The 21,042-nt window shown below is 46.7% G+C and carries 29 protein-coding genes and 1 pseudogene; 15 read left to right on the plus strand and 15 right to left on the minus strand.

Annotated elements, in window-relative coordinates; all coding sequences use genetic code 11:
- Window positions 1-100: 100 nt before the first annotated feature.
- Window positions 101-1,414: a DNA polymerase III subunit gamma/tau gene (locus tag N4J56_RS22940; RefSeq protein WP_317108552.1), complete on the plus strand. Its 1,314-nt coding sequence runs from the start codon at window positions 101-103 to the stop codon at window positions 1,412-1,414.
- 52 nt (window positions 1,415-1,466) lie between these two features.
- Window positions 1,467-2,240, plus strand: coding sequence for a ribonuclease H-like domain-containing protein (locus N4J56_RS22945; RefSeq protein WP_317108553.1), 774 nt, complete (start codon window positions 1,467-1,469; stop codon window positions 2,238-2,240).
- Here N4J56_RS22945 and N4J56_RS22950 read toward each other — a convergent pair.
- Window positions 2,228-2,962: a transposase gene (locus tag N4J56_RS22950; protein WP_317105834.1), complete on the minus strand. Its 735-nt coding sequence runs from the start codon at window positions 2,960-2,962 to the stop codon at window positions 2,228-2,230. The two genes, N4J56_RS22945 and N4J56_RS22950, sit on opposite strands and share 13 nt — an antisense overlap.
- 41 nt (window positions 2,963-3,003) lie before the next feature.
- Window positions 3,004-3,561 carry a helix-turn-helix domain-containing protein gene (locus N4J56_RS22955; RefSeq protein ID WP_317105833.1) on the minus strand — a complete coding sequence of 186 codons (558 nt, stop codon included), beginning with the start codon at window positions 3,559-3,561 and terminating at the stop codon, window positions 3,004-3,006.
- Window positions 3,562-3,609: 48 nt separating this feature from the next.
- On the opposite strand from N4J56_RS22955, the gene N4J56_RS22960 reads away from it, so the two are divergent.
- The 13 genes from N4J56_RS22960 (at window position 3,610) to N4J56_RS23015 (ending at window position 11,177) form a co-directional block, all read left to right on the plus strand.
- Window positions 3,610-4,698 carry a DNA polymerase domain-containing protein gene (locus N4J56_RS22960; protein ID WP_317108554.1) on the plus strand — a complete coding sequence of 363 codons (1,089 nt, stop codon included), beginning with the start codon at window positions 3,610-3,612 and terminating at the stop codon, window positions 4,696-4,698.
- A gap of 16 nt (window positions 4,699-4,714) precedes the next feature.
- Window positions 4,715-5,053 carry a hypothetical protein gene (locus N4J56_RS22965; RefSeq protein WP_317108555.1) on the plus strand — a complete coding sequence of 113 codons (339 nt, stop codon included), beginning with the start codon at window positions 4,715-4,717 and terminating at the stop codon, window positions 5,051-5,053.
- On the plus strand, window positions 5,005-5,571 hold the full coding sequence (locus N4J56_RS22970) for a hypothetical protein (RefSeq protein WP_317108556.1): 567 nt from the start codon (window positions 5,005-5,007) through the stop codon (window positions 5,569-5,571). Before N4J56_RS22965 ends, N4J56_RS22970 begins: the two co-directional genes overlap by 49 nt.
- A gap of 105 nt (window positions 5,572-5,676) precedes the next feature.
- Window positions 5,677-6,465 carry a hypothetical protein gene (locus tag N4J56_RS22975; protein ID WP_317108557.1) on the plus strand — a complete coding sequence of 263 codons (789 nt, stop codon included), beginning with the start codon at window positions 5,677-5,679 and terminating at the stop codon, window positions 6,463-6,465.
- Complete coding sequence (locus tag N4J56_RS22980; RefSeq protein ID WP_317108558.1) at window positions 6,452-6,985, plus strand: hypothetical protein; 534 nt, start codon at window positions 6,452-6,454, stop codon at window positions 6,983-6,985. The genes N4J56_RS22975 and N4J56_RS22980 overlap by 14 nt, the downstream gene beginning before the upstream one ends.
- Before the next feature lie 22 nt (window positions 6,986-7,007).
- A complete protein-coding gene (locus N4J56_RS22985) occupies window positions 7,008-7,223 on the plus strand; it encodes a hypothetical protein (RefSeq protein ID WP_317108559.1) in 216 nt (71 codons plus the stop codon).
- Window positions 7,220-7,534: a hypothetical protein gene (locus N4J56_RS22990; RefSeq protein ID WP_317108560.1), complete on the plus strand. Its 315-nt coding sequence runs from the start codon at window positions 7,220-7,222 to the stop codon at window positions 7,532-7,534. The genes N4J56_RS22985 and N4J56_RS22990 overlap by 4 nt, the downstream gene beginning before the upstream one ends.
- A gap of 87 nt (window positions 7,535-7,621) precedes the next feature.
- Complete coding sequence (gene holA / locus N4J56_RS22995; RefSeq protein WP_317108561.1) at window positions 7,622-8,587, plus strand: DNA polymerase III subunit delta; 966 nt, start codon at window positions 7,622-7,624, stop codon at window positions 8,585-8,587.
- 23 nt (window positions 8,588-8,610) lie between these two features.
- Entirely contained in the window at window positions 8,611-9,027 is a 417-nt protein-coding gene (locus N4J56_RS41245; protein WP_410500370.1) for a hypothetical protein, read from the plus strand.
- A gap of 23 nt (window positions 9,028-9,050) precedes the next feature.
- Window positions 9,051-9,596 carry a hypothetical protein gene (locus N4J56_RS41250; RefSeq protein WP_410500571.1) on the plus strand — a complete coding sequence of 182 codons (546 nt, stop codon included), beginning with the start codon at window positions 9,051-9,053 and terminating at the stop codon, window positions 9,594-9,596.
- Window positions 9,597-9,653: 57 nt separating this feature from the next.
- Window positions 9,654-9,950 carry a hypothetical protein gene (locus tag N4J56_RS23005; protein ID WP_317108562.1) on the plus strand — a complete coding sequence of 99 codons (297 nt, stop codon included), beginning with the start codon at window positions 9,654-9,656 and terminating at the stop codon, window positions 9,948-9,950.
- 320 nt (window positions 9,951-10,270) lie between these two features.
- Window positions 10,271-10,660, plus strand: coding sequence for a single-stranded DNA-binding protein (gene ssb / locus N4J56_RS23010; protein ID WP_317108563.1), 390 nt, complete (start codon window positions 10,271-10,273; stop codon window positions 10,658-10,660).
- A 103-nt stretch (window positions 10,661-10,763) separates the two neighbouring features.
- A complete protein-coding gene (locus N4J56_RS23015) occupies window positions 10,764-11,177 on the plus strand; it encodes a hypothetical protein (RefSeq protein ID WP_317108564.1) in 414 nt (137 codons plus the stop codon).
- Window positions 11,178-11,598: 421 nt separating this feature from the next.
- Here the strand turns inward: N4J56_RS23015 and N4J56_RS23020 are convergent, their stop codons facing one another.
- The 13 genes and pseudogenes from N4J56_RS23020 to N4J56_RS41255 form a co-directional block, all read right to left on the minus strand.
- Window positions 11,599-11,817, minus strand: coding sequence for a serine hydrolase (locus tag N4J56_RS23020; protein ID WP_317108565.1), 219 nt, complete (start codon window positions 11,815-11,817; stop codon window positions 11,599-11,601).
- 11 nt (window positions 11,818-11,828) lie between these two features.
- Window positions 11,829-12,371, minus strand: coding sequence for a hypothetical protein (locus tag N4J56_RS23025; protein ID WP_317108566.1), 543 nt, complete (start codon window positions 12,369-12,371; stop codon window positions 11,829-11,831).
- Window positions 12,372-12,527: 156 nt separating this feature from the next.
- Window positions 12,528-13,364, minus strand: coding sequence for an alpha/beta hydrolase (locus N4J56_RS23030; RefSeq protein ID WP_317108567.1), 837 nt, complete (start codon window positions 13,362-13,364; stop codon window positions 12,528-12,530).
- Window positions 13,365-13,534: 170 nt separating this feature from the next.
- Entirely contained in the window at window positions 13,535-14,803 is a 1,269-nt protein-coding gene (locus N4J56_RS23035) for an IS701 family transposase (RefSeq protein WP_317104593.1), read from the minus strand.
- 170 nt (window positions 14,804-14,973) lie between these two features.
- Window positions 14,974-15,360, minus strand: a complete 387-nt coding sequence (locus N4J56_RS23040) for a nuclear transport factor 2 family protein (RefSeq protein ID WP_317110694.1) — start codon at window positions 15,358-15,360, stop codon at window positions 14,974-14,976.
- A gap of 12 nt (window positions 15,361-15,372) precedes the next feature.
- Window positions 15,373-15,516 (minus strand): hypothetical protein, encoded by a 144-nt coding sequence (locus N4J56_RS23045; protein ID WP_317110741.1) that lies wholly within the window; start codon window positions 15,514-15,516, stop codon window positions 15,373-15,375.
- Window positions 15,494-16,246: an SDR family oxidoreductase gene (locus N4J56_RS23050; RefSeq protein ID WP_317108568.1), complete on the minus strand. Its 753-nt coding sequence runs from the start codon at window positions 16,244-16,246 to the stop codon at window positions 15,494-15,496. The genes N4J56_RS23045 and N4J56_RS23050 overlap by 23 nt, the downstream gene beginning before the upstream one ends.
- A 71-nt stretch (window positions 16,247-16,317) precedes the next feature.
- A complete protein-coding gene (locus N4J56_RS23055; RefSeq protein WP_317108569.1) occupies window positions 16,318-17,694 on the minus strand; it encodes an FAD-binding oxidoreductase in 1,377 nt (458 codons plus the stop codon).
- 75 nt (window positions 17,695-17,769) lie between these two features.
- Complete coding sequence (locus tag N4J56_RS23060) at window positions 17,770-18,243, minus strand: VOC family protein (protein ID WP_317108570.1); 474 nt, start codon at window positions 18,241-18,243, stop codon at window positions 17,770-17,772.
- A 35-nt stretch (window positions 18,244-18,278) separates the two neighbouring features.
- Window positions 18,279-18,638 carry a hypothetical protein gene (locus tag N4J56_RS23065; RefSeq protein ID WP_317108571.1) on the minus strand — a complete coding sequence of 120 codons (360 nt, stop codon included), beginning with the start codon at window positions 18,636-18,638 and terminating at the stop codon, window positions 18,279-18,281.
- Window positions 18,635-18,994, minus strand: a complete 360-nt coding sequence (locus N4J56_RS23070) for a GMC oxidoreductase (protein WP_317108572.1) — start codon at window positions 18,992-18,994, stop codon at window positions 18,635-18,637. Before N4J56_RS23070 ends, N4J56_RS23065 begins: the two co-directional genes overlap by 4 nt.
- 193 nt (window positions 18,995-19,187) lie before the next feature.
- Window positions 19,188-20,201 carry a GMC family oxidoreductase gene (locus N4J56_RS23075; protein WP_317108573.1) on the minus strand — a complete coding sequence of 338 codons (1,014 nt, stop codon included), beginning with the start codon at window positions 20,199-20,201 and terminating at the stop codon, window positions 19,188-19,190.
- 47 nt (window positions 20,202-20,248) lie between these two features.
- A pseudogene (locus N4J56_RS41255) lies at window positions 20,249-20,972 on the minus strand (alpha/beta hydrolase).
- Between the last annotated feature and the right edge of the window lie 70 nt (window positions 20,973-21,042).

Here is a 21,042-nt window from a genome sequence, read left to right on the forward strand (position 1 = left end):
CCCCTTTAACCTTTACCCTTTAACCCATATTGTATCTGCCCACCCCAAGTCCCAGATACAAGGAGCTTCGGGTGGTTTGTCGTATCCAAAGTTCAATCACATGGTATACCAACCGCTACACCACAAATATCGACCCCAGACTTTTGCCCAGTTAGTAGGACAGCAAGCCGTTGCTACGACGCTGACCAACGCGGTTAATTCGGGACGCATTGCCCCTGCTTACTTATTCACTGGTCCAAGGGGTACGGGCAAAACTTCCAGCGCTCGCATCCTAGCCAAGTCTCTCAACTGTCAAAACTCGGATTCCCCTATGCCTTCGCCTTGCGGTCAATGCAACTCCTGCAAGGCAATTGCCAGTTCCTCGGCGCTCGATGTCGTTGAAATCGACGCTGCTAGCAATTCCAGTGTAGAAAATATTCGGGAGACGATCGAACGCTGCCAACTAGCGCCAATTGAGTGCCGCTACAAAGTGTACTGCATCGATGAATGTCACTCGCTGAGCAATCAGGCATTTCAAGCCTTACTCAAAACCTTGGAAGAACCGCCCTTTCGCGTCGTCTTTGTCCTTTGCACCACCGAGGTTCACAAAGTCCCTGCGACGATTGCTTCGCGTTGCCTGCGGTTCGACTTCAAGCGGGTTGGCATAGAAGCAATGGTGCAACACTTAAGCGCGATCGCCGCTCGAGAATCAATTGACATCACCCCAGCAGCAATTGGATTAGTAGCACAGCTATCTTCTGGGTGTTTGCGCGATGCCCAATGCTTGCTCGACCAACTTAGCCTGCTCTCCACGACTATTACTCCTAACTGGGTTTGGGAAGTCGCAGGTGCAGTGCCAGAACATGAATTACTGACGCTGTTGGAGGCGATCGCTCGCAATGACGATAATACCGTACTGCGGGTTTTGAGAGATTTATTGGAATACGGCAAAGAACCGCTAGCAATCCTGCAAAGCCTCGCCAGTTTCTATCGCGACTTACTGATTGCCAAAACCGCGCCAGACAGGGGCGATATGGTAGGACTGACAGCAGATACTTGGCAGGAGTTGTGCAAAATTGCCCAGACTTGGGAAAAGTCGGCTATTCTACAGGCACAACAACACCTCAAAGCTAGTGAAGTCCAAGTGAAACTCTCAAGTCAACCGCAGTTATGGTTAGAAATTATCGTTTTAGGACTGCTACCAAATGCCAAAAAGTCTGCTAACACTGATAGCACTGTCGTAACTCCAGTTGTTAATGCGCCACCTTGGATAAATTGGAAAACGCCCACTGATGCACTCGCTTGGGGACAGCAGCAGCTACCGCATTTGGGCTTAGAAGAGCTGCAAAAACAGTGGAATACGCTACAACCAATTAATGGCAAAAAAGCTACAGCTTGGGTGACACTCGTGGAAAATCAAAAAGTTTCGCACTAACAAATTTATCTTAGACGATCGATTATGCCCCTAATTCAGGGGCAATATCTCTATGAGTACAGCCTACAATCATCGCAATTTTATTCAAAAATTCGAGCAAAAAATCGTTGTAGAATCAGACAAACTAGATATCTTCTATACAGATATAACCGCTCGTCCTCTATGGAAACCTATTGCTACCGTTAAACCTTATAATGAGTTAACAAAACTCATCCTCGATATTGAAACCGCCGGACTAAATCCCCAAAGCGATCGCATCTTTGCTATTGGATGTTTAAGCGCACGAGAACGGTTTGTCTTCATGGATGAGTCCGAAACAAAACTGCTGCAACAATTCATTGCTTACTGGCAGCAAAATTCATTTGATGTCGTTTATACGTTTAACGGTACGGCATTCGATCTACCGTTTATCATCACCAGATGCGATCTCTACAATATACCTCACCCATTTCGAGCTGCCGCCGAAACTAGAGTTATTAGGACGGCACAAGTCTTTGGTAAGCCGCTAGAAATCCGCGAAGTCTTTGTTGAAAATAGCCAGCACGTTGACGTTTATATTTGCTTGCTGCGGTGGGACTTTGTTGCTAAAAAGCTGTCACAGTCTCGTTCGCTCAAGACTACCGTACTAGATCTGGGACTGAGGGAATCTGCCAGGCTGGTTTTGAGCCATCAGGAAATTCAGGACTGCTGGCAGCAAGGTGCTAGTTCTGTTGGATGGCAGAAGATAGAGGAATACCTCACATACGACTTGGAGGATACTAAGCTAATTGCCGAGCGATTAGTACTTTCGTATTACTACGAGTCGCTAGTGGGTCATTTGGTATGAGTGTTGCCATTATTTTTGGCAATAGTTGTCCGCCGAAGAGGACGATGCGTACAGGCACCAGAACCACCAAGAGAGTGAAATCTTTGACGCGCTCTGTCTCGACGTTGCGCTCGTAATCCTGCCCAGACAAACGGCGTTGGTTGTTGGTTCCATCCAAAAGCAGTTGCTTCCAACCACTCAATAATTTGATAGGCTGTTTGCGGATGATGCCCCTCTAGAGCTCGGCGTTTGAGAATTCGTTGAATCGACTCAGCCATATTCAGCCAGCTACCGCCAAGAGGTGTGTAGAGCGGCATGATGCCATGAGCACACAGCCACAATACCAACTGGGGAGTTTTATGTCCGACCAAGTTATCCATCACTAGCAACATTCGCAGTGGCGGTAAGTCGTGTGGGAGTGTAAAGCGTACTTTCAACCCCTGCTGCCAACTTTTCCATAACCGTTGATTTTCTTCAGGCTTGAGTAATCGAGCTGGAGTTGGCAGTGATTGTACAACACTAGCTAATTCTTGCTTGAGCCATTCGTGCAACACAGCATTGGTACAACTGGTAACACCCTTAACTCGTACTTGCCCAGTAGCGGGATGGAATAGCGTTAACAGCTTGGCTGTGCCATTACGGATATATTCATGTTCTTGCCGTGTCGGTTTACCTACTGGCTGCCAATTGCTACCAGGGTAAGGAGCAGTGCCAAATGGTCCCGCCTCGTCTTCGCACCACACACTCAAGCCTAGCTTCTGTCCCTGAGTGTAAGCGCGTTCTATCAGTTTTTTTTTGCCACGGTATCTGGGTCAGTTACTACTACTAGCTTGCCTTTGCGTATGCGCTTCACCTGTCCAGTTTTTAACCAACTGCGGCTCTTTTGCCAGCTATAGCCCGCCTCTTTGAGTACCTGCCAAATTGTATAAGTACTGATTTGGGTTAAGCCATCAGGAGCCTGACGCAAAGCCCGTTGAAGTGTAGCTACTGACCAGGTTGCCGTGCCCTCTTTCTGCCGCTCTGGTTGACGCTGAAATTCGGACAGGATGCGTTGTTTTTCTGGTTCGCTGTATTGCACTACTGCCCCACCGCCATGTCGAGGCTGTAAGGCAGCTAAGCCTTCAACATTGAAGCGACTGACCCACTTGCTGACCGTATCACCACAGCGTAATCCTACTAACTGCGCTGCACTCGTGTAATCAGCCCCAAGAGCCACGGCTAGAATCGCTTTGGCCCGCATGACACTAGCAGATGATTGGGATTGAGAACGGCTCAGTTTTTTCAAGTCGGTTTGTTCTTCATCACTTAACGGTCGCAAAGGTGCTTTTTTTTGCCGTGTCATCACAACCTGAAAAACTATGTATCTTCACTTTAATTGACCATCCTTTTTATGGCAACACTCATACCAAATGACTCACTAGTAGTCCCAGGAATGAACTTGCAACAACTAGCACTTGCTGGCAATGCTACCAAATGGCAACGGGTATTAGAGAGCCAGTATCCAGGTAGAAAACCGCTAGCCGACCCAAAAGCAAACTTTGAAGGTGGTTTGGTACTCTCCGTCCCTGGACTGCACCAAAGCATTGCCAAGATTGATGTTTCCAGCCTGTATCCCAGCATTATGCTCAAATACGGCATTTGCTCGGATAAGGACAATCAACGAATTGGACTGAGCATTCTCGAATACTTGACTAAGGAGCGCCTCAAACTCAAGCAATTAGGAAAAGCTGGAGATACAAGTGCAAAGCAAGCAGAAGCTGCGCTGAAGGTGCTGATCAACTCGTTGTTTGGGTTTTACGGCACTTGTGGGGTTAGTTTCAACGACTTTGTAGCAGCTGCGCTCATCACTGCTTACGGCAGGCGGATCTTACGTTTCATGATTGATGTCGTCGAGCGAGAAGGGGGAGTACCAGTAGAGTGCGATACAGATGGGATCTTCTTCTCCCACCCCCAACCGATACAAGTGTTTGAAACGTTGCAAGCGGCTTTACCCCAAGGCATCAACATCGAGCTAGAAGTGCTGGCATTAGCCATGTTCGTTCCCGAACGCGGAGTCAAGAATTACATCCTCTGGCAAGCAGATGGGATAGTCGTAGCTAAAGGACAGTATCGCAAACGCGATCGCTCGCAGCTAGAAAAAGAGTTTCCTTTGCAATACCTGACTCACTATTTGGAGTCTAAAGACAGCGCCGAAAGCTATTACCAAAAATTAACTGGGGCGATCGCGCGAGGCAAATTTCCCATCGAGCAGTTACAAATTACGCGCAAGATTAGAAAAGGCGAAAAGACGCTCCTATGTCTGGGTAATACTGGCGATGTTGTCACCTTTTACCAGGGATGCAGGGGACTGACAAATTCAGAACCTTACTCTACTTCCTATTACCTGGAGCTAATTGCTAAAAAGCGGGAGGAAATTCTTTGTGTGGTCGAACCCCAACTGCTAAATCACAGCACTGGAGTGCAGTTAACACTTTTTTAGGCATCAAAGGTAAAAAATGAGCGTCACTCTTTACATTGGCGGACAAACTGCTCGGACGCAAGGCGAGAAACAAGACTTGGGCGGACACCGTTGCTTTACTGCTGCCTACAACAAAAATTATCCCCAAACGGCTACGGCGATTGGTTTACTCGATTCAGGAGCTTTCAGCACTTCTTTGCAGCAAAGATTGACCCCAGAGCAAGCATTAATTAGACAGCTTACCTGGGAAGCAAGAGCAAGTAAAAACTCAAAACTGGTTGGATTAGTCACGCGATCGCTTCTTACGATTTCATCGTTCCCAAAGCATTGCAGCTCAAGTCTTGGCGATTGGAACCAGACGCACAAACAGCTCTAAATTTAACTGTAGAAGCAGCCCAATACATCACCAGCCAGCGCCAGTATCTAAAACCACGTCACCTGATTCTTGGCTGCCAAGGTACTGATGTCGAGCAGTATCGCCGATGCGTGTTGCGCGTACTAGAATATGCCAACGCAGATGACTGGTGTGGGCTTGGCGGATGGGCAAAGCTGGGCACGTATAGAAGCCTGCTTCCTACTTTCTACGAAACGCTACATCAGTGCATTCCTGCGATCGCCGCATCTGGGGTTCGCCACATTCACCTCTATGGCGTTTTACTAGAGCAGGCGCTGGCTGGGTTGCTTTTCATGGCAGATCGATATCATCTGAGCGTGTCTTGCGATTCTAACCGTCCGCTACTCGATTTAACCCGTCGCGATCGCCAACGAGCTGGAGTGCGAAAGGCTTACTGGAGAGACAACGTGGCATGGAGGCTCGACTACTGTGCTGCTATGCGGTCTTCCAAGTTCTACAAAGAGTCACCCAGACTAAACAAGCAACTCTTTTTCGTTTAAAAAACGAAAAAACTGAATACCAAATTTTGCTAGCACGATCTCAGTCAATAAAGACAACACGAGTCATGACAAACTGTGCTCCCTTTTTCGATCGAATTCAAACTCATGCCAATAGCCAGACTTAACAAGAAACAACGTGCTTGGGTGGAGAAATTCAAACAACAGCATCCCGATCCTCGTATTAGAGAAATCTACGAAGGACTGAGTGGCGATCGCATTGTCACTTTAGAATGGAGCGAGAGCTTGCCAAAAATTTTCCTTCCAGGATGTACGAATGCGGGTATTGGCTGGATTAGCCATACGTTAAGAGTTAAGCTACGGAAATTTGGCGATCTCAGATCCGAACCAGAATATTTCTATCAAATTACTCACACTTACTGCAATATTGAGGATAAATTTGCATCTTCATTTCTAGGGCAAACTCATCTCAATTTGCATCAGCTCCTCAACATTCGTCCGCCACAAAATCCAGTCAAGTTTAAGCTGAAAAAACGCAGTAATGTCCAACCTAGACAAAGAAGATTAACACAGCTAAGACTACCACTATTTGGAGTAGCGGCTCAACTGCATCAAATTCAGTTGGCTAAAAATAGTCAAGTCATGAGCCAAGAGGAATTATTACTAGAAACAGTCGCTCATCGAGATTTGTCTACTAGTCAGGAGATCCAGTTACCTGCTGCTCTGGTTGAAATCCTCAAAAACAAGAAAGCTTCTTTGAAAGAATGGGAAAATGCCATTGGCTTGTATCAAGTTGCTGGAGCATCGGGATTATTAGCTTATCTTGAAGGTTTAGATAGCTTTAGGCAGCACTTTGGCACAGATCGAACTATTAACCCTAAAGAGCAAATTCTGCCATATCAAATTGAATCAGTAAAAGCTGTTGAACAATCGTGAAATTCTCAAATCTTGGGATCTCTTCCCCTCACCACCTTGGGTAGTAGATTTATTAGTAGAAGCAGCAAATATTGAGCTAGGAATCAGTTGTTTGGAGCCATCGGCTGGTTTTGGTACGCTAGCGGCTTCTCTACAGAAAGCAGGAGCGCTCGTCGAAGTTATTGAACCAATTCCAGAACTGCAAACAATTTTAGCACTACAAGGGTTACTGCTCATTGGCTCGGACTTTCTGACTACTCCCATCGAGCGCGATCGCTACGAACGAGTCGTACAAAATCCTCCTTTCTCGCAGCAAATATCTCATGTGAAAAGAGCCTATCAATGCTTAAAAGCTGGAGGCAGGCTGGTCTCTCTCGTCAGTCATAGTCCTTGGCAATACAATACCAGTTTTTACCAGCAATTTAGGTATTGGTTAAACGCGGTTAACGCCCAAGTTCAAGAGTTGCCTTGGGGATTATTTGTGAATAGCGATCGCTATACCTCAGTAGAGTGCTGCCTCATTATTATCGACAAAATTTAGAGACAAAAATGGAGAAATTATCGTGGCTAAAACAAAGTCAGAGGTAATTGCAGAAGCCGCAACATTTTTAACTGCACGCCATCCTAACAAAGAAGATCCACTCAAAAGAAGGGAAACATTAAAAGCTAGCTTTAGCTGGTTGTGCAGAAACCTAAGTGAAGACCAACCAGAAGCTAGTGCAGCAAAGATTGTTGGCTACGTCAAAGCTATTTTGGCGCAAAAGCGCCGATTAAGGTGAAAACGCGGGAACGGACAAATACTCCACTAATTGTCTGTTCCCGATCGCAAACACCTTTGATTATGCCAGAAATTCAAACTCTCAACAAGCTAGAAAGAAAACTCATTTCCTTTGGCGTAACACCTCAACCAAGACAAACAGCAAGAGGTAGTATTTGCCTGCCTGTTAAATATGTAGGAGCGAGTTTTGGTGCTGTTCTCTCTTGTGTAGGCGGTCAGCCTACAGAGCGTTGGTGGGGGCAGTGCAGTCCTACCGTTCAAAACAGAATTAGAGAACACTTTGGAGCATTTCAAGCAGTAAACGCTCTCTAGGCTCTAGTTCAATTCAATTAGCACAACCCGCACTTGCATCTAGAGTGCGGGTATCTCTTCTACAATCTTCAATCAAATTATAGAATTATGCCAATACACATTTATTGGGGCGAAGATGAATTTCTAATGAGTCGCGCGATTAAACAACTGCGATCGCACGTTCTCGATAAACAATGGGCGAGTTTTAATTACTCCGAATATCCTCCAGATTCAAAAGATAGCATTCTTCAAGTGATCGCGGATATTATGACTCCTCCATTAGGAACGGGAAGTCGGTTAGTTTACTTACCATCCAGCACTCTATTGGGAGTTTGCCCGAAAGAAATGTTGCAGCAGTTAGAGCATATCTTAGCGATCGTACCAGTTACTAACTTTCTGCTGATTACTAGTATTAACAAACCAGATTCTAGGAACAAGTCAGTGAAGCTGCTGCTGCAATCTGCCCAAGTTAAGGAATTTCCCTCGCTCCCCCAGTGGCAGACTGACGCATTGGTAAAGCAGGCGCGTAACTTAGCAAAAGAGATGGGAATCGAATTCGCATCTGATGCTTATCGAGTATTAGTTGAAGCAGTTGGTAACAATACGCGCTTATTAGTGACCCAGTTAGAGAAACTCAAAATCTATGCTAATGGTGCAATTATCAATGCCGATGTAGTGAGAGAATTAGTTGCCAATAATGCAACAAACAGCTTGCAATTGGCAAGTGCTATTCGCACGGGCAATGTCTCTTTAGGGTTAAAGTTAGTCGAGGATTTAATTACTAGAAATGAACCTGCCTTAAAAATTGTTGCTACCCTGACGACAGCATTTAAAACTTGGTTAGTCGTCAAACTTTGCCTAGCCGCTAACTGGCAGGATGATAGCGCGATTGCGTTCTTAGCAGAAATTAAAAATCCTAAACGACTTTACTTCCTACGCCAAGAAGTTGCTAACATTTCAGCCAGCGACTTGCAAAAAGCTTTGTCGGTGCTGTTGGAATTGGAGCTAATGCTGAAGAATGGATGGGATGAAAAGATGGCTCTCCAAACCCAAATCGTAAAAATCTGTGCCTAGCTCTAGCTATAATCCAGCCAAATATGTCATTACCAACAACTGTATCTATTCCTGTTGCTCCAACTGCAAGCGAGCGGGAAAATGTGAAGAGCGAAGAACGAGCAATTGGTGAATTTTCTAGTTTGGTGGGGCAATCAACAGCCAGATCTCTACTTAAAGGTGCGATCGCAACTAATCGAATTGCACCAGCTTACTTATTTGCTGGTGTAGATGGTGTAGGCAAAACGTTGGCTGCTCGCATCTTCATCGCTCAACTCTTTGACACCCACAACCTTACCAATCATCCCGATCTATTATGGGTAGAACCGACTTACTTACATCAAGGAGAATTAGTTAATCAAAGCGATCTAGCCCACTCGGAAGTAAAGCGCAAGTCGCCGCCTCAAATTCGGATCGAGCAAATCAGAGTTGTCACTCATTTCTCTCCTGTTGTGCGCTAACTGCACCATGCAAAATTGCAGTCATTCAAGACGCAGATCGAATGGCTGCTTCTGCTGCTAACGCTTTGCTAAAAACTTTGGAAGAACCAACCAGCGGTAGTATTATCCTGATTTCATCCCAGCCGCAAAAACTATTACCTACTATAGCCAGCCGCTGTCAGGCGATCCCGTTTCATCGGCTGAATGGCAGTAGTATGGTACGGGTGCTGGAAAGACTGGGAAACGCAGAAATTATAAACGATTCATCTATCGTAGCGTTGGCTGCTGGTAGTCCAGGGCAGGCGATCGCCCACTACGATCGAATGCGATCGATGCCAAAAGCACTTTTAGAACAACTTGAGTTACCTCCCACTAATGCTTTGATTGCTATGCGCTTGGCGAAGGAAATAGATACGATGCTGGACTTCGAGCGGCAACTGTGGTTGCTCGATTACCTTCAGCATCGATGGTGGCGATCGCTTAGCAACACCAACTGGGTAGAAAAACTGGAAGCAGTCAAAGTCGCCCTGTTAAAAATGGCTTCTTCCAGACTTGTTTGGGAAGTACTATTTCTTGAAAAGTCAGGTTGACTGTTGGCGCTAAAGCGCAGTCTTTAGGAAAAGATGAAGATGAATTAGAGAAATAGAATGAATTGGGTATCTATCACTCAATGCCGTCAAATTGACGTACAGTTTTCCCTACTCAACGATTTAACAGCGCGATTGCAAGCAGCAGGTGCAAGAATAACAGTGCGAAAGTTAGGAAGATTGCATAGAATCACTTTAGTGCGAGAACCTAAAATTGCATCCGTAGAAGAAATTTTATCCTACGCCAATCGAGGAGATAAAACACAGATAATTGAGGTGGAACGAGCAATAAACGCCATCGAATCGCTTTCGGAAAATGACTTGTCTTTCATCAACGAAACACTCGTACAACATTAAAGTTAGCCAGAGTTAGCGACGTTGAACGATCTAAAAAACTTGTCAGTAGAAAAGCTCAAAGAATTTGCCCCACTCCACAAAATAGCAGGGTATATCAAGGTGCAGCTAGAAAAATTAGCGACAAAACTGTACTGATTTGTAACTAAATAGCAGCTGCTTTGAACTGAATACAATCTTTTACCCAAGTTATCAAAAACTTGGGATTATTTTTCTACGATCGCTATCAGGATATTCCTGCGATCGCAGCTTAGCTTTTCAATTGAAAACGGGTAATGTAGTAAGCGCTACGCGCAAAATTCATGAAGTTTAGGGAGCGTTTTATGACCCAACAATTCATGAATAGAATCGAATTAGTCGGTCGCATCGGTCAAGATCCAGCTACCCACTACTTCGAGTCGGGTGCGATGAAAACTACCTTGACTCTTGCTGTCAAGCCACCCTATAAAAGTGATTCACCGATGTGGTGGGATTTAGAACTGTGGGGAAATACTGCCCAAGTTGCTACTGATTGGGTACGTAAAGGTTCGACGATTGGTGTTGCAGGAGAACTCAAATTTGATGTTTGGGTTGACAAAAATAGCGGCTTGCCTCGTAGCAAACCTGTTATCAGAGTTAGCGAATTAGAGCTAATTAGCTCCTCTAAACGCGGTGAAGAATCCAATACTTCTAGTAATATTCCAGAGCCTAGCATAGCCAACGCTAATTTTTAACGAAAATCAGACCGCACTTTGCTCCTTGGTCGGGGTGCGGTTTTGCTACTTCATGGCGCTACGCGCAGATAAACAGAATCTATTCGCCTGCAATAAGAATACTATGATTAGCGCAACTCTGACAGTAAAAATTCGCTCTTGTGACGAAACCCACGATCCTCAAGGAGTAAAAATAGTCTACGGCGATTGCTCGTTTCATTCCTACTCCAAAGATGGATTAGTAGAAAGTACCATGCTTTTTCGTGCTAAAGGAGCTGCTGCTGTCGCGATCGCTCAATTTGATTCTAGGACAAATGGTGTAGCCGTTGGTTATCCAGACATGGAAGTAGTAGATACTGGTAATGGATACAAGGAAAAGAAATGTACCTTAGTTATTCGTAACTTTATTCCAACTGAATCTAGTCAGCCCAAATTTACCGAGAAGCATTTGCAATCTCAACCAGCAGAACACGCTTTAGTTACAGCTGCTACAGCTAGTAATGGTATATCTGTTGATGAATTAGATATTCCATTCTAGTGGGATTAGGCAACAAATCTTTTGAATATAGATACTCCTGATTTAAATATAGGAGTATCTTTTTTCTTTACTACTATCAATTAAGGAAGTTTTGTGTCGGTTAACAAAACAATTTATTATAGATATGACAACAGAGCGTAATTTTTTGTTATATTGCTGGAAGTTTTTATTTAAAAAGGCTGACCAGAGTAGTGGTGATACTCTGCACTTTTACAAATAATGACAAAATCTACTTTCTTAAAATGAGTTTATTCAACTTTATTTAGATTCAACCAAAAAGCGAGTTTCTAGATTCAAACCTTGCACGCTATTCGCTCTCAAGTCAATCTTGACTTTAAATATTTCTATTCACATACCACATTCATCATTCGATCGCCTCGACTACTGCGGCAGCAATAAGAGATATTGTACTTTTACGTGCCTATAAAGGTGCTTTTGAACCAGCGATAAATACTACGATCGCAATTCGTCTTCCCTGGGGAGAGGTGACGATCCCAACGCCATTGGTAGCAGTGCCGATGCCCAGTACGTCTGAACCCGTACCAGTTTTATGAGCGATCGACCAATTTGAGGGCAAGCCAGCTTTTAACCCCTGCTGTCCTGTGGGAGAATCGGTGGCGATTTTGAGCAACAAAGCCATGTTTATTTGGTTTATTTGCGCCACACGCCAATCTCGTTCTGCCCAGGATAAGCAGGTAGAGGTTGTAAGTTTTGGAACAGTGGCGTGCAATCTGGGCGCGTCCCTTGAGGTGTTGTATTTTCAGGAACTTGATTTTTCACTGGTTTGATGCCTTCTTTCAAGTAAGCCACAATTGACCAATTGTCGGGATCGCTCTGGTCGCGATAATAAACCCAAGGCATAGCCGGACAAATCGTATTACCGTCTTTATCCCGTCCGTGACGCAGAGAATTGAAGACCTCTTGTGGTGTCCAACTGCCAATTCCCGTTTCGCGATCGGGGGTAATATTGGACGGATAAATTTGAAATTCATCGATTTGAAACGGTTGCCCTGGAGTTCCTGGCAAGTACCCAGCTAACCATTCTGGATCGTTGGGTGACTTATTCGGGCTATGGCATCCCGCACAATTACCTAATGCCGTGACGATATACCTCCCCCGTTGAATCAGACGCGGGTTAGTCAAATCGCGAGAAAAATCGTTACTACTATTAGCCTGCGTTACTCCCAATGACACTACGCTAACGAGAACTAGTAGAAACAGAAAACTTGACAAAATCCGCCATTTGCTTTACATTTCTCACCTCTAGGATGAATAGAGTCGATCGCAAGGCAGCGAGGAAATTTGGCTGTGTTGTGGCAAAAACTGATTGAAGACAAAAATCTCCACCGATTAATTTCCTTTGAGAAAGTCCAGCAGCGCAGGGTTGACCAGATCGGCATGAGTCCAATTGATAGCATGAGAACCGCCAGGTATGACCACAAGGCGACTATCTTTAATGAGCTGCGGTAGTCTCGCTGCGGTAGTTTCAAGCGGGAGGATGCGATCGGCATCCCCATGAACGATTAGGGTTGGCACGTCGATGCGCGGCAGATCGTCACGGAAATCAGTCAACCACGACGGCACGCACTCCAAAGTCCCTTTAGCAGAAGCTCCCGCCGCAACATTCCAACTCGCTTGAATTGCTTCATTGCTGATGCGATCGCCTCCTAGCACGTCCACGTTAAAGAAGTCTTGGAAAAATGCAGACAGATAGGCTGGACGATCTTCAACAATCGCTTTCATAATGCCATCGAAAACGCTTTGATCGACACCTTCAGGATTGTCATCAGTCTTCAGCAGGAAGGGAGGCACCGGAGCTATGAGCACGGCTTTACTGACACGCTCTGAGCCATACTTGCCGAGATAGCGCGTCACTTCGCCTGTCCCCATCGAGAAGCCGACCAGCACGGCATCGCGCAGATCGAGTTTAGTCATCAGCGCGTTCAGGTCTGCTGCAAAGGTGTCGTAGTCGTAGCCAAACGACGGCTGGCTGGAAGCACCAAATCCTCGGCGATCGTAGGTAATCACTCGATACCCCGCATTTAGCAGCACTAAGACCTGCTTTTCCCAGGAATGACCGTTGAGGGGAAATCCATGAATGAGAACAATCGGTTGACCTGTCCCAAGATCTTCGTAGTAGAGATCGATGTTTGCAGAATTTTCTTGATCAACAGTAACGTAAGGCATTGCAATCTCCTATGAATACCGCATTGGATTCTCGTCTGATTTAACTGAAGTGTAATGAATTCTAATGCTCGGTTTCTTTCAGATTCTTAGGACAGTTTGTCAGATTTTTATGGTGTTACTATGCGACTGATAAAATGGCTGCGATCGCCTTAGTGGGACTTTAAAACTTTCTAAGCCCAAATATAGCCGAACTTAGCTCTGTGAGAGGCAAATACATCAACATGCTCATTAAGCCAGCGGACCAAACGAAACTCGACTGCGGTGCGGAATGCCTCCAATGCTTCGGCAAAGGTTTGTAAGGGTTTGGTTGCCCAACGTCTGCGGAATCCGCCGGTCAACTGATGCCAAAGGATGAAGGTGTAAGCGATGAACACTAAAACCCAATGACGCTTCATACTCAGAGCATCCCGAACTTGATACTCACTCAAACCCAACCAGCCCTTGGCTTCTCGATAGAAGACCTCCACCCAGTTGCGAGCAGAATATGTTTGAGCTACCCAAGCCGCACTGACTTGGTTGTCAGAGGCATTGGTGAGAAAGTAATCCACCTCCGTCGCTTGCTCGAAACTAGAGGCATTGAGTTGAATCGCCAGCCAGCGAGTGCCTTCGAGCTTCGGAACGTGAACTGGTAACAGCGCCACCCAAACTGTCCGGGGCTGCTCCAGATTGAGTTGCACAGGTGTGAACTGCTCCACTGCCAAGGTTTGAGCAATAGCTTCTAATCCCTGCTTACGAGCAGACTCATCACCTGATGTTTGAGCAGTAACTTGGCGGTTTTTGGCGATTGCTGCCACGTAAGTTAGGTTTCTCGACTCCAACTGCTTGAGAAAAGGCGTGTTATTACCGTAGCCTGCATCAATTACAGTCACACCCGGTCGATAACCGCGCTTCAAGCATTGGTCAACCAAGTCTAGAGCCAGGTCAGGTTTTTTCTGGAAGTTGGGGTCTGCCTTGCCTTGCTCGAATAAACTTGCGTGTTGATAGAGTGCAACATCTAACGGCAGACGTCGCACTCCATCATACAAGTAGGTAGTCAGCAGCACAATACCATTGTCAGTCTTGCCAATCTCCCCAATGTACTGCCGTCCTACCCCATCAGTAGCCGCACCACTTTTGCGATGTCCCGAATCATCTACAATCAATGTGAAACCTTGACTCGGGGTCGTCTGGCGACACTGGTGCATCACCTCCAACCGCCGATTATTTAGCTTGACTTCATCCCAAGGGGCATTGTTGAGAAAATGTCTGAGGCTGTTGTAGGAGCCATCTACTGTATTTGTGACCAGTTGGCTCAGGTTTTTGCGCTGACTCTCACCCAGCAGTCCCCCTAGATAAACACGAAATTCCTGCCGCTGCTTCTGACGCGAAAATACATCATCAAACCGACGACACCAGTTCTCAAAGCACTGCGGCATCGCTGCTGGTACTTGATCTTTCACCTTACGTTGCTCCTGTCGAGACTGACGTAAAACGCAACTCCTACCCGCATTCTAGCTCAATTTGCTCCATCTTTCTTACAAAGTCCCATTAGTTACATCTGAATTCCACTGCCTACTATTTGGGCGCGCCGTTGTACAAACCGGACTTCACACTACCAGCACTCAACTGTTTAGAACATCGTGTTATCGTTAGCTGACACTTCTGGGATGGTCTGAAGCACGTCCCAATGCTCGACTATCTTGCCTTTATCATCCAGGCGAAAGATGTCGATGCCCGCCCAGTCGTTGTCGCCCAGCCATTGTTGGTAGCAATGCAAGACTACATAATCGCCTTCAGCGAAGACGCGCTTAAACTGGACGCACTTGCCCGGATATTCTTTCGCCATCCTCTCGAAATATTCGATGAAAGACTGCTTCCCGTCGGACACCGCCGGGTTATGCTGGATGTACACGTCGCCGACATATTTCTCGATCGCTTCTGCGGGCTGACACTGATTGAACATCAGGTGATAAAATGCCGTGACCGTCTGTTTGTTCTGCTCAAGTTTATCCGTCATCCGTTCCACACCTCACATTACCCAAAACGCCCAACGGCTCAAATCAGCGGCGACAAAGAAACTCGAACGCAGCACTAGCGGCTTTAAACCATCTGCTGCACTGTTAGCTGACCGCTCTGGACACAGCACCCATTTAGATTTGTGCCATGCCACCATCCACAAATAGCTCAATGCCGTTGACAAAGCTGCTGTCGTCGGAAGCGAGAAAGACAACGGCTTTGGCAACCTCGTCGGGCGTGCCAACTCGTCCCAATGGGATATTCTTGACTTCGCTCTTCAAAAATTCTTTCATCTGTTCTTCACTCAGTCCAAATTGATCGTAACCAGGAGTCGGAGTGGTACCAGGGCTGACCACATTCACTCGAATCTGGCGACCTTTGAGGTCGAGTATCCAGTAGCGGGCAAACGATCGCACGGCAGCTTTAGTTGCGCCGTAAACGCTGAAGGCTGGTGTGCCAACGGTAGCAGCAGTTGAGGCATTCAGGATGATGGAAGCGCCCTCTGGTATCAGTGGCAGTGCCTTCTGCACAGTGAAAAGTAGGCCCTTGACATTGATGTTGAAGGTTTTGTCAAAGTGTTCTTCGGCGATCGATCCGAGCGGGATGGGTTGTCCAACGCCAGCATTCGCAAAGACCACATCCAAGTGACCTTGCTTTTGCTCGATCGTGGCATAAAGCCGATCGAGGTCTGCCAAATTTGAGACATCGCCCTGAATGCCCATCACGTTTTTACCAATCTCGTTTACAGCCGCATCAAGCTCAGTCTGACGACGACCCGTGATAAAGACATAGGCACCTTCGGCGACAAATCGCTTAGCAGTGGCAAGTCCGATGCCGCTGGTGCCGCCAGTGACAAGCGCAACTTTTCCTGAGAGTTTTTGTGACATAGTGTTTTCCTGGTTGAGTTTGGGGATGACAAAGTTTCACCTGTTACGAACGACGATGATTTGTCAGAGTCTTACTGTGTGAGCGAATGGGGTGCGAGATGTCCAATCGTCGATCGAAACACATCATCTGGATCGTATTTCTGCTTGAGATCGAGCAATCGCTCATAGTTCGACCCGAAGGCAAGCCGAACGCGCTCCTGTTCTTGCTCATCTAGGAGATTGATGTATCCCCCTTTGAAAGCATAGGGTGCTAGTGCCTGTGAGAGGTTCTGTGCCCATTGGATATACCGCTGCTCGTCGTCCTGTGGCTCCCAAGCTGCAATTAGCTCAACCATCAAATGATCCTGACGCAGCGCAAAAGCGGTTTCAGATACACCTACCCGACTTGCAGCTCCATGAAAGTGATGGATGTTAATCGCTGAAAATGGAGAGGGTAATGGTAGTCCCTGTTCGATCAGTGCCTCGATCGTCTCAGTCTGAAAGCCGTCAAGCGACTGAGTTTGAAGGTAGCCGTGACGACCCTTTGGAGTGAACGCATCGTTACTATGAATTAATTCGTGATAAGAAACAGATTGCATCTGATCAACCAGCACTGTACCAAAAGTCCGCAGAGGTGCGATCGCCTGCTCACCCATTTCGAGCGAACCACAATAAGTCGGTGAGAGAAACAGCACCGTCTGACCATCGGGGATCTGAAGGAACCCAGACCGAATTGTCAATTCATCAGGAGCGGTGGCGATGAACTCGTTAAAACGGTGTAACACAGTTCTAGCTTGCTCCAAAGGATAGAGCAGTAAGCCCGATAACACGGTTGTGAGCGGATGCAGGCGAAACTCCAGGGAGACAACGACACCAAAATTGCCACCACCACCGCGCAGTCCCCAGAGTAGGTCGGCGTTTTCCTCGGCGTTTGCGGTGATAAGCTGCCCATCAGCAGTGACCACTTGTGCCGACAGCAAATTATCAGCAGCCAGTCCGTAGGCACCGTTTAGAGGACCATAGCCGCCCCCCAGAGTCAGTCCGGTCATACCCACGCTAGAGATTGTTCCTGTGGCGGTTGCTAACCCGTATTGCTGTGCTGCCTCAATCAGGTCGCTAGCCGTTGCTCCAGCTTGAATTTGAGCTGTGCGCGTGTCTGGATCAACGGTGACGGCTCGCATCTGGGACAGATCGATCACCACACCATTCTCGATCAGAGATCGTCCAAAAATCTCATGTCCAGCACCTCGAACCGAGAGAGGTAGATTATGCGATCGTGTCCAGCGAATCGTATGAATCACATCTTGTACAGTGAGACACCGAGCGATCGCGGCAGGTTGTGTCTTCACCCTGCCATTGAAGAGTTGACGCACCTGTTCATAATCAGCATCTTGAGGAAGAAAAAGCTGTCCTGTGAGCAGTGTTGCGAGATCGTTGAAAGCAGCGCTGTGACGGTATGTAGTTGTCATGATTTCTCCTTTTCAGTGGGATTGGCGATCGCAGGTTTTGTAGACTCGTGAGCCATGATGGATTTCCTTCAGGAATTACTGTGCAGAATCTTTCAAAGGAGTGACAAATTCAATCAGATTGCCGTTATTGTCCTTCACCAAACAGAGCCGAACTCCAGGACCAGGGTAGCTGCCCAATTCAACAAAGGTTGGCACACCACGTCGATTCAATTCAGCCAGTAACGCATCCACGTCATCAACACGGAAACAAAAATGTCCAATGCCACTCGTGCGTAATCCTTCACCAAGGTCTTTAGTTTCGGGCATCCCAGAGCGTGACTGAGTGCTGCCGATAATTTCGATCCGAAATCCATAGACTTGCAAATAAGCTAGTTTCAGGTTGGGGAAGACATCAAATGTCCATTCTCGCTCGATCGTCGCATCTAGCTTTTCTTGATACCACTGAAGCGTTTCCTCATAGTTCGGTACATTCAAGCAAACACGATCGATTTGCATCGAACTCAGAGGATTTGAGCCTAGAGTTGAAGATGTTTGAGTTAAAGTTGTCATTTGAATCTCCTGTAATTGTGAATGTTCTAGATACCTCAGAGTCTTACCGTGTGAGCGAATGGGGTGCGAGATTTCCGATCGTCGATCGAAAGACACGATCGGGCAGCTTTAAATGCAACTTCCTGTCTTACTGCAAGCTCTAAATGCTTCACTCCTGCCGATAGAAAAGCAGTCGCATCTCGATCGCTCTCAGCCCGCTCTACATCTATCAGGGATGTTGATGTAATCGTGAGGGCGAGGCGATCGCCCAAGGTCGCAACTCCAACAATCCGCCCTACCACACCTGACGTGACAGCAGGTGCATGGAGTGCTTCAATCCGAATGTTGCCGTATTGTTGAGTCAAATAACGCTTGATAGTGCGGCGGAAGGCTATCTCTGAGGCTTTCACCATCATTGAGGCAATTTTGTTCCAACTTTTATCAAATCGGCAGCCTTTTCTCCAATCATAATTGCCGATGCATTTGTGTTTCCTGTGATCATAGTTGGCATAATCGATGCATCAACAACTCGTAACCCTTCAATCCCCGTACCCTTGAGTTGAGGATCGACAACCGCCATTTGATCGATACCCATTTTGCACGTCCCAACAGGATGCCATGCCGTACCGCACGTTTGCCGAATATAATCTTCGATTGCTTTGTCGCTATGCACGGAACTCCCTGGAGCAATTTCCTCGCCCCGAAACTCATTAAACGCATCGGAGTACACAATTTGACGCAAAATTTTAAGTCCTTCAACCATCAGTTGCATATCAGATTCTTTCTGAAGATAGTTGACCCGAATCAACGGTGGGTCGAAGGGGAGGAGGAACGTAGTCTTACACTACCACGACTTTCGGGACGGGTGATGTAAAGGGAAGGGTGAATGCCGGACCTTCACGTGCATAGGCAGGATCGACATATAAAATCGGAACAATTTGTAAATTGCAAATTAGGCGCCGCATCTAAATTATTGTTGGTATGCAGAAATAACCCAGCCTCTCCCCATTACTACTTGGCGCAAGGGGCACGTCCTGAGTAGACTGGTAGGCAATAACAGCAAGTGGGTGATCTTGAAGATTCTGGCCGACACCCGGCAAATCAAAAACTACAGGAATGCCCTGCCCGCAGATGTTCAGCTGGTCCAATTCCAGAAAGCATGAGCAGTTTAGGAGAATCGAAGCGCCAGCACTCAAAATCACTTCCCAGTTGACCCTAACTTGATACTCCGTTCCGTTTTGAACATACACTACCCCTACCGCGCGCTTTCCCTCAAAGAGTAAACGAGTCACCAATGCTCCTGTTTGAATGGTCAAGTTGGGGCGATCTTTAATCGGACGCAGAAATGCCACTGCTGTACTTTGGCGCTTGCCATCTTTCACGGTCACTTGGTAAAGTCCTGCACCTGACTGCTGTACGCCATTAAAGTCGGGATTTTGCTCATAGCCCTGTGCTTGAGCGGCTTCCACAAAGCGTTGCGACACTTTTGCAGGAGAGAGTGGATCTGTGATGCTAAGTGGTCCATCAACCCCGTGAAATAACGATGCTCCCCGCTGCTGGTTTTCCGATTTCTTGAAGTAAGGCAAGACATCCTGATAACTCCAACCAATATTACCTAACGCTTGCCAGCTATTGTAGTCACGTTCATTGCCTCGGATATAAATCATGCCATTAATCGAACTGCTGCCGCCCAAGACTTTACCGCGTGAAGATAAAATTTTGCGGTTATTTAAGTAAGGTTCCCCTTCAGTTAAGTATGCCCAGTCCACTTCCGAGCCTAAGAGTGTAGTAGGCCACAAGTTCGGAACTTGAAGTTCTGGCTTGGTATCAGGACCACCCGCTTCGAGCAGCAATACTTTAGTATTAGGGTCTTCTGTAAGACGGTTGGCAACAACGCAGCCTGCTGAACCGGCGCCAATCACAATATAATCAAAAGAAGTTCCGCCAGTCACTAACGCCACTTTATCTTGCAGTATCATCCTGTTTCTCCTGTTTCAAGCAATAAACACAATTGCAAATTCTGCTGCTAGTCGCGCCCTGCCACAATAATCTTTTCGGCTAAACCAACCGAGTTAGAAAACATGACCTCATGACTACCGGGCATTTGTACAAGCCGAAATAGCCCCAAGCGGTTAGACATTCTCGGATGCCAACCCCACTGTTCGCCTTGAGGGAGGACATTATCTTCTGTACAGTAGAGGTAACTTTTAGGAATGAGCAGCGAGTAAAACTGCTTCAAGTCCAGCTTGTCAATCCACGGTTGATACGGTTCAGGGGATAGTTGTGCGTAACTCGATCGAGCAAGTTCCAGGTCAGCATCATTGATCAGCACTTCTCGCCACATCTCAAACGGCATCACCAGCGTACGATCGTCCGATTCTCTCGCTAGAGAGTCGAATAACGCTTGATGGTGCGGCGGAATGTTATCTAAGGCTCTCTCCATCGTTGAGGACAAAAGCATCGAAGAAGATCAGTCGTCTAATCCGAGCAGGAATCGCTTCGGCAACTTTCGCAATGATTGTTCCGGCAAAACTATGACCTAAGAGAACAATATCGGTTAAGTCTTTGCCAACAATGTAATCGACGATCGATTGTGTACATTGAGCATGGTTAACATTCTTATTCACGCCTTTGCCATGACCTGCAATCGGGGCAAAAGCTTGATGCCCTTTCGCTTCTAGCTGTTCGATCGCTTCGTTCCAAGCAGAACCCTCGTGCCATGAGCCATGAACCAAGACAAAAGTTGACATAGAATTGCTCCTTAAAGTGATTCAGCGTTCTAATATTGACCTTGTAGTTGGGCTGCTTCAGTTCTTAGTG

It is taken from the genome of Chroococcidiopsis sp. SAG 2025 (genome assembly GCF_032860985.1).
Classification (GTDB): domain Bacteria; phylum Cyanobacteriota; class Cyanobacteriia; order Cyanobacteriales; family Chroococcidiopsidaceae; genus Chroococcidiopsis.

Excerpts from the sequence above, each read along its gene's own strand:
- N4J56_RS22940 (WP_317108552.1), top strand. The coding sequence starts at position 101 with ATGGTATACCAACCGCTACACCACAAATATCGACCCCAGACTTTTGCC.
- N4J56_RS22945 (WP_317108553.1), top strand. The coding sequence starts at position 1,467 with ATGAGTACAGCCTACAATCATCGCAATTTTATTCAAAAATTCGAGCAA.
- N4J56_RS22955 (WP_317105833.1), bottom strand. The coding sequence starts at position 3,561 with ATGACACGGCAAAAAAAAGCACCTTTGCGACCGTTAAGTGATGAAGAA.
- N4J56_RS22960 (WP_317108554.1), top strand. The coding sequence starts at position 3,610 with ATGGCAACACTCATACCAAATGACTCACTAGTAGTCCCAGGAATGAAC.
- N4J56_RS22965 (WP_317108555.1), top strand. The coding sequence starts at position 4,715 with ATGAGCGTCACTCTTTACATTGGCGGACAAACTGCTCGGACGCAAGGC.
- N4J56_RS22975 (WP_317108557.1), top strand. The coding sequence starts at position 5,677 with ATGCCAATAGCCAGACTTAACAAGAAACAACGTGCTTGGGTGGAGAAA.
- holA (WP_317108561.1), top strand. The coding sequence starts at position 7,622 with ATGCCAATACACATTTATTGGGGCGAAGATGAATTTCTAATGAGTCGC.
- N4J56_RS41245 (WP_410500370.1), top strand. The coding sequence starts at position 8,611 with ATGTCATTACCAACAACTGTATCTATTCCTGTTGCTCCAACTGCAAGC.
- N4J56_RS23005 (WP_317108562.1), top strand. The coding sequence starts at position 9,654 with ATGAATTGGGTATCTATCACTCAATGCCGTCAAATTGACGTACAGTTT.
- ssb (WP_317108563.1), top strand. The coding sequence starts at position 10,271 with ATGACCCAACAATTCATGAATAGAATCGAATTAGTCGGTCGCATCGGT.
- N4J56_RS23015 (WP_317108564.1), top strand. The coding sequence starts at position 10,764 with ATGATTAGCGCAACTCTGACAGTAAAAATTCGCTCTTGTGACGAAACC.
- N4J56_RS23020 (WP_317108565.1), bottom strand. The coding sequence starts at position 11,817 with ATGGCTTTGTTGCTCAAAATCGCCACCGATTCTCCCACAGGACAGCAG.
- N4J56_RS23030 (WP_317108567.1), bottom strand. The coding sequence starts at position 13,364 with ATGCCTTACGTTACTGTTGATCAAGAAAATTCTGCAAACATCGATCTC.
- N4J56_RS23040 (WP_317110694.1), bottom strand. The coding sequence starts at position 15,360 with ATGACGGATAAACTTGAGCAGAACAAACAGACGGTCACGGCATTTTAT.
- N4J56_RS23045 (WP_317110741.1), bottom strand. The coding sequence starts at position 15,516 with ATGGTGGCATGGCACAAATCTAAATGGGTGCTGTGTCCAGAGCGGTCA.
- N4J56_RS23050 (WP_317108568.1), bottom strand. The coding sequence starts at position 16,246 with ATGTCACAAAAACTCTCAGGAAAAGTTGCGCTTGTCACTGGCGGCACC.
- N4J56_RS23055 (WP_317108569.1), bottom strand. The coding sequence starts at position 17,694 with ATGACAACTACATACCGTCACAGCGCTGCTTTCAACGATCTCGCAACA.
- N4J56_RS23060 (WP_317108570.1), bottom strand. The coding sequence starts at position 18,243 with ATGACAACTTTAACTCAAACATCTTCAACTCTAGGCTCAAATCCTCTG.
- N4J56_RS23065 (WP_317108571.1), bottom strand. The coding sequence starts at position 18,638 with ATGATGGTGAAAGCCTCAGAGATAGCCTTCCGCCGCACTATCAAGCGT.
- N4J56_RS23070 (WP_317108572.1), bottom strand. The coding sequence starts at position 18,994 with ATGCAACTGATGGTTGAAGGACTTAAAATTTTGCGTCAAATTGTGTAC.
- N4J56_RS23075 (WP_317108573.1), bottom strand. The coding sequence starts at position 20,201 with ATGATACTGCAAGATAAAGTGGCGTTAGTGACTGGCGGAACTTCTTTT.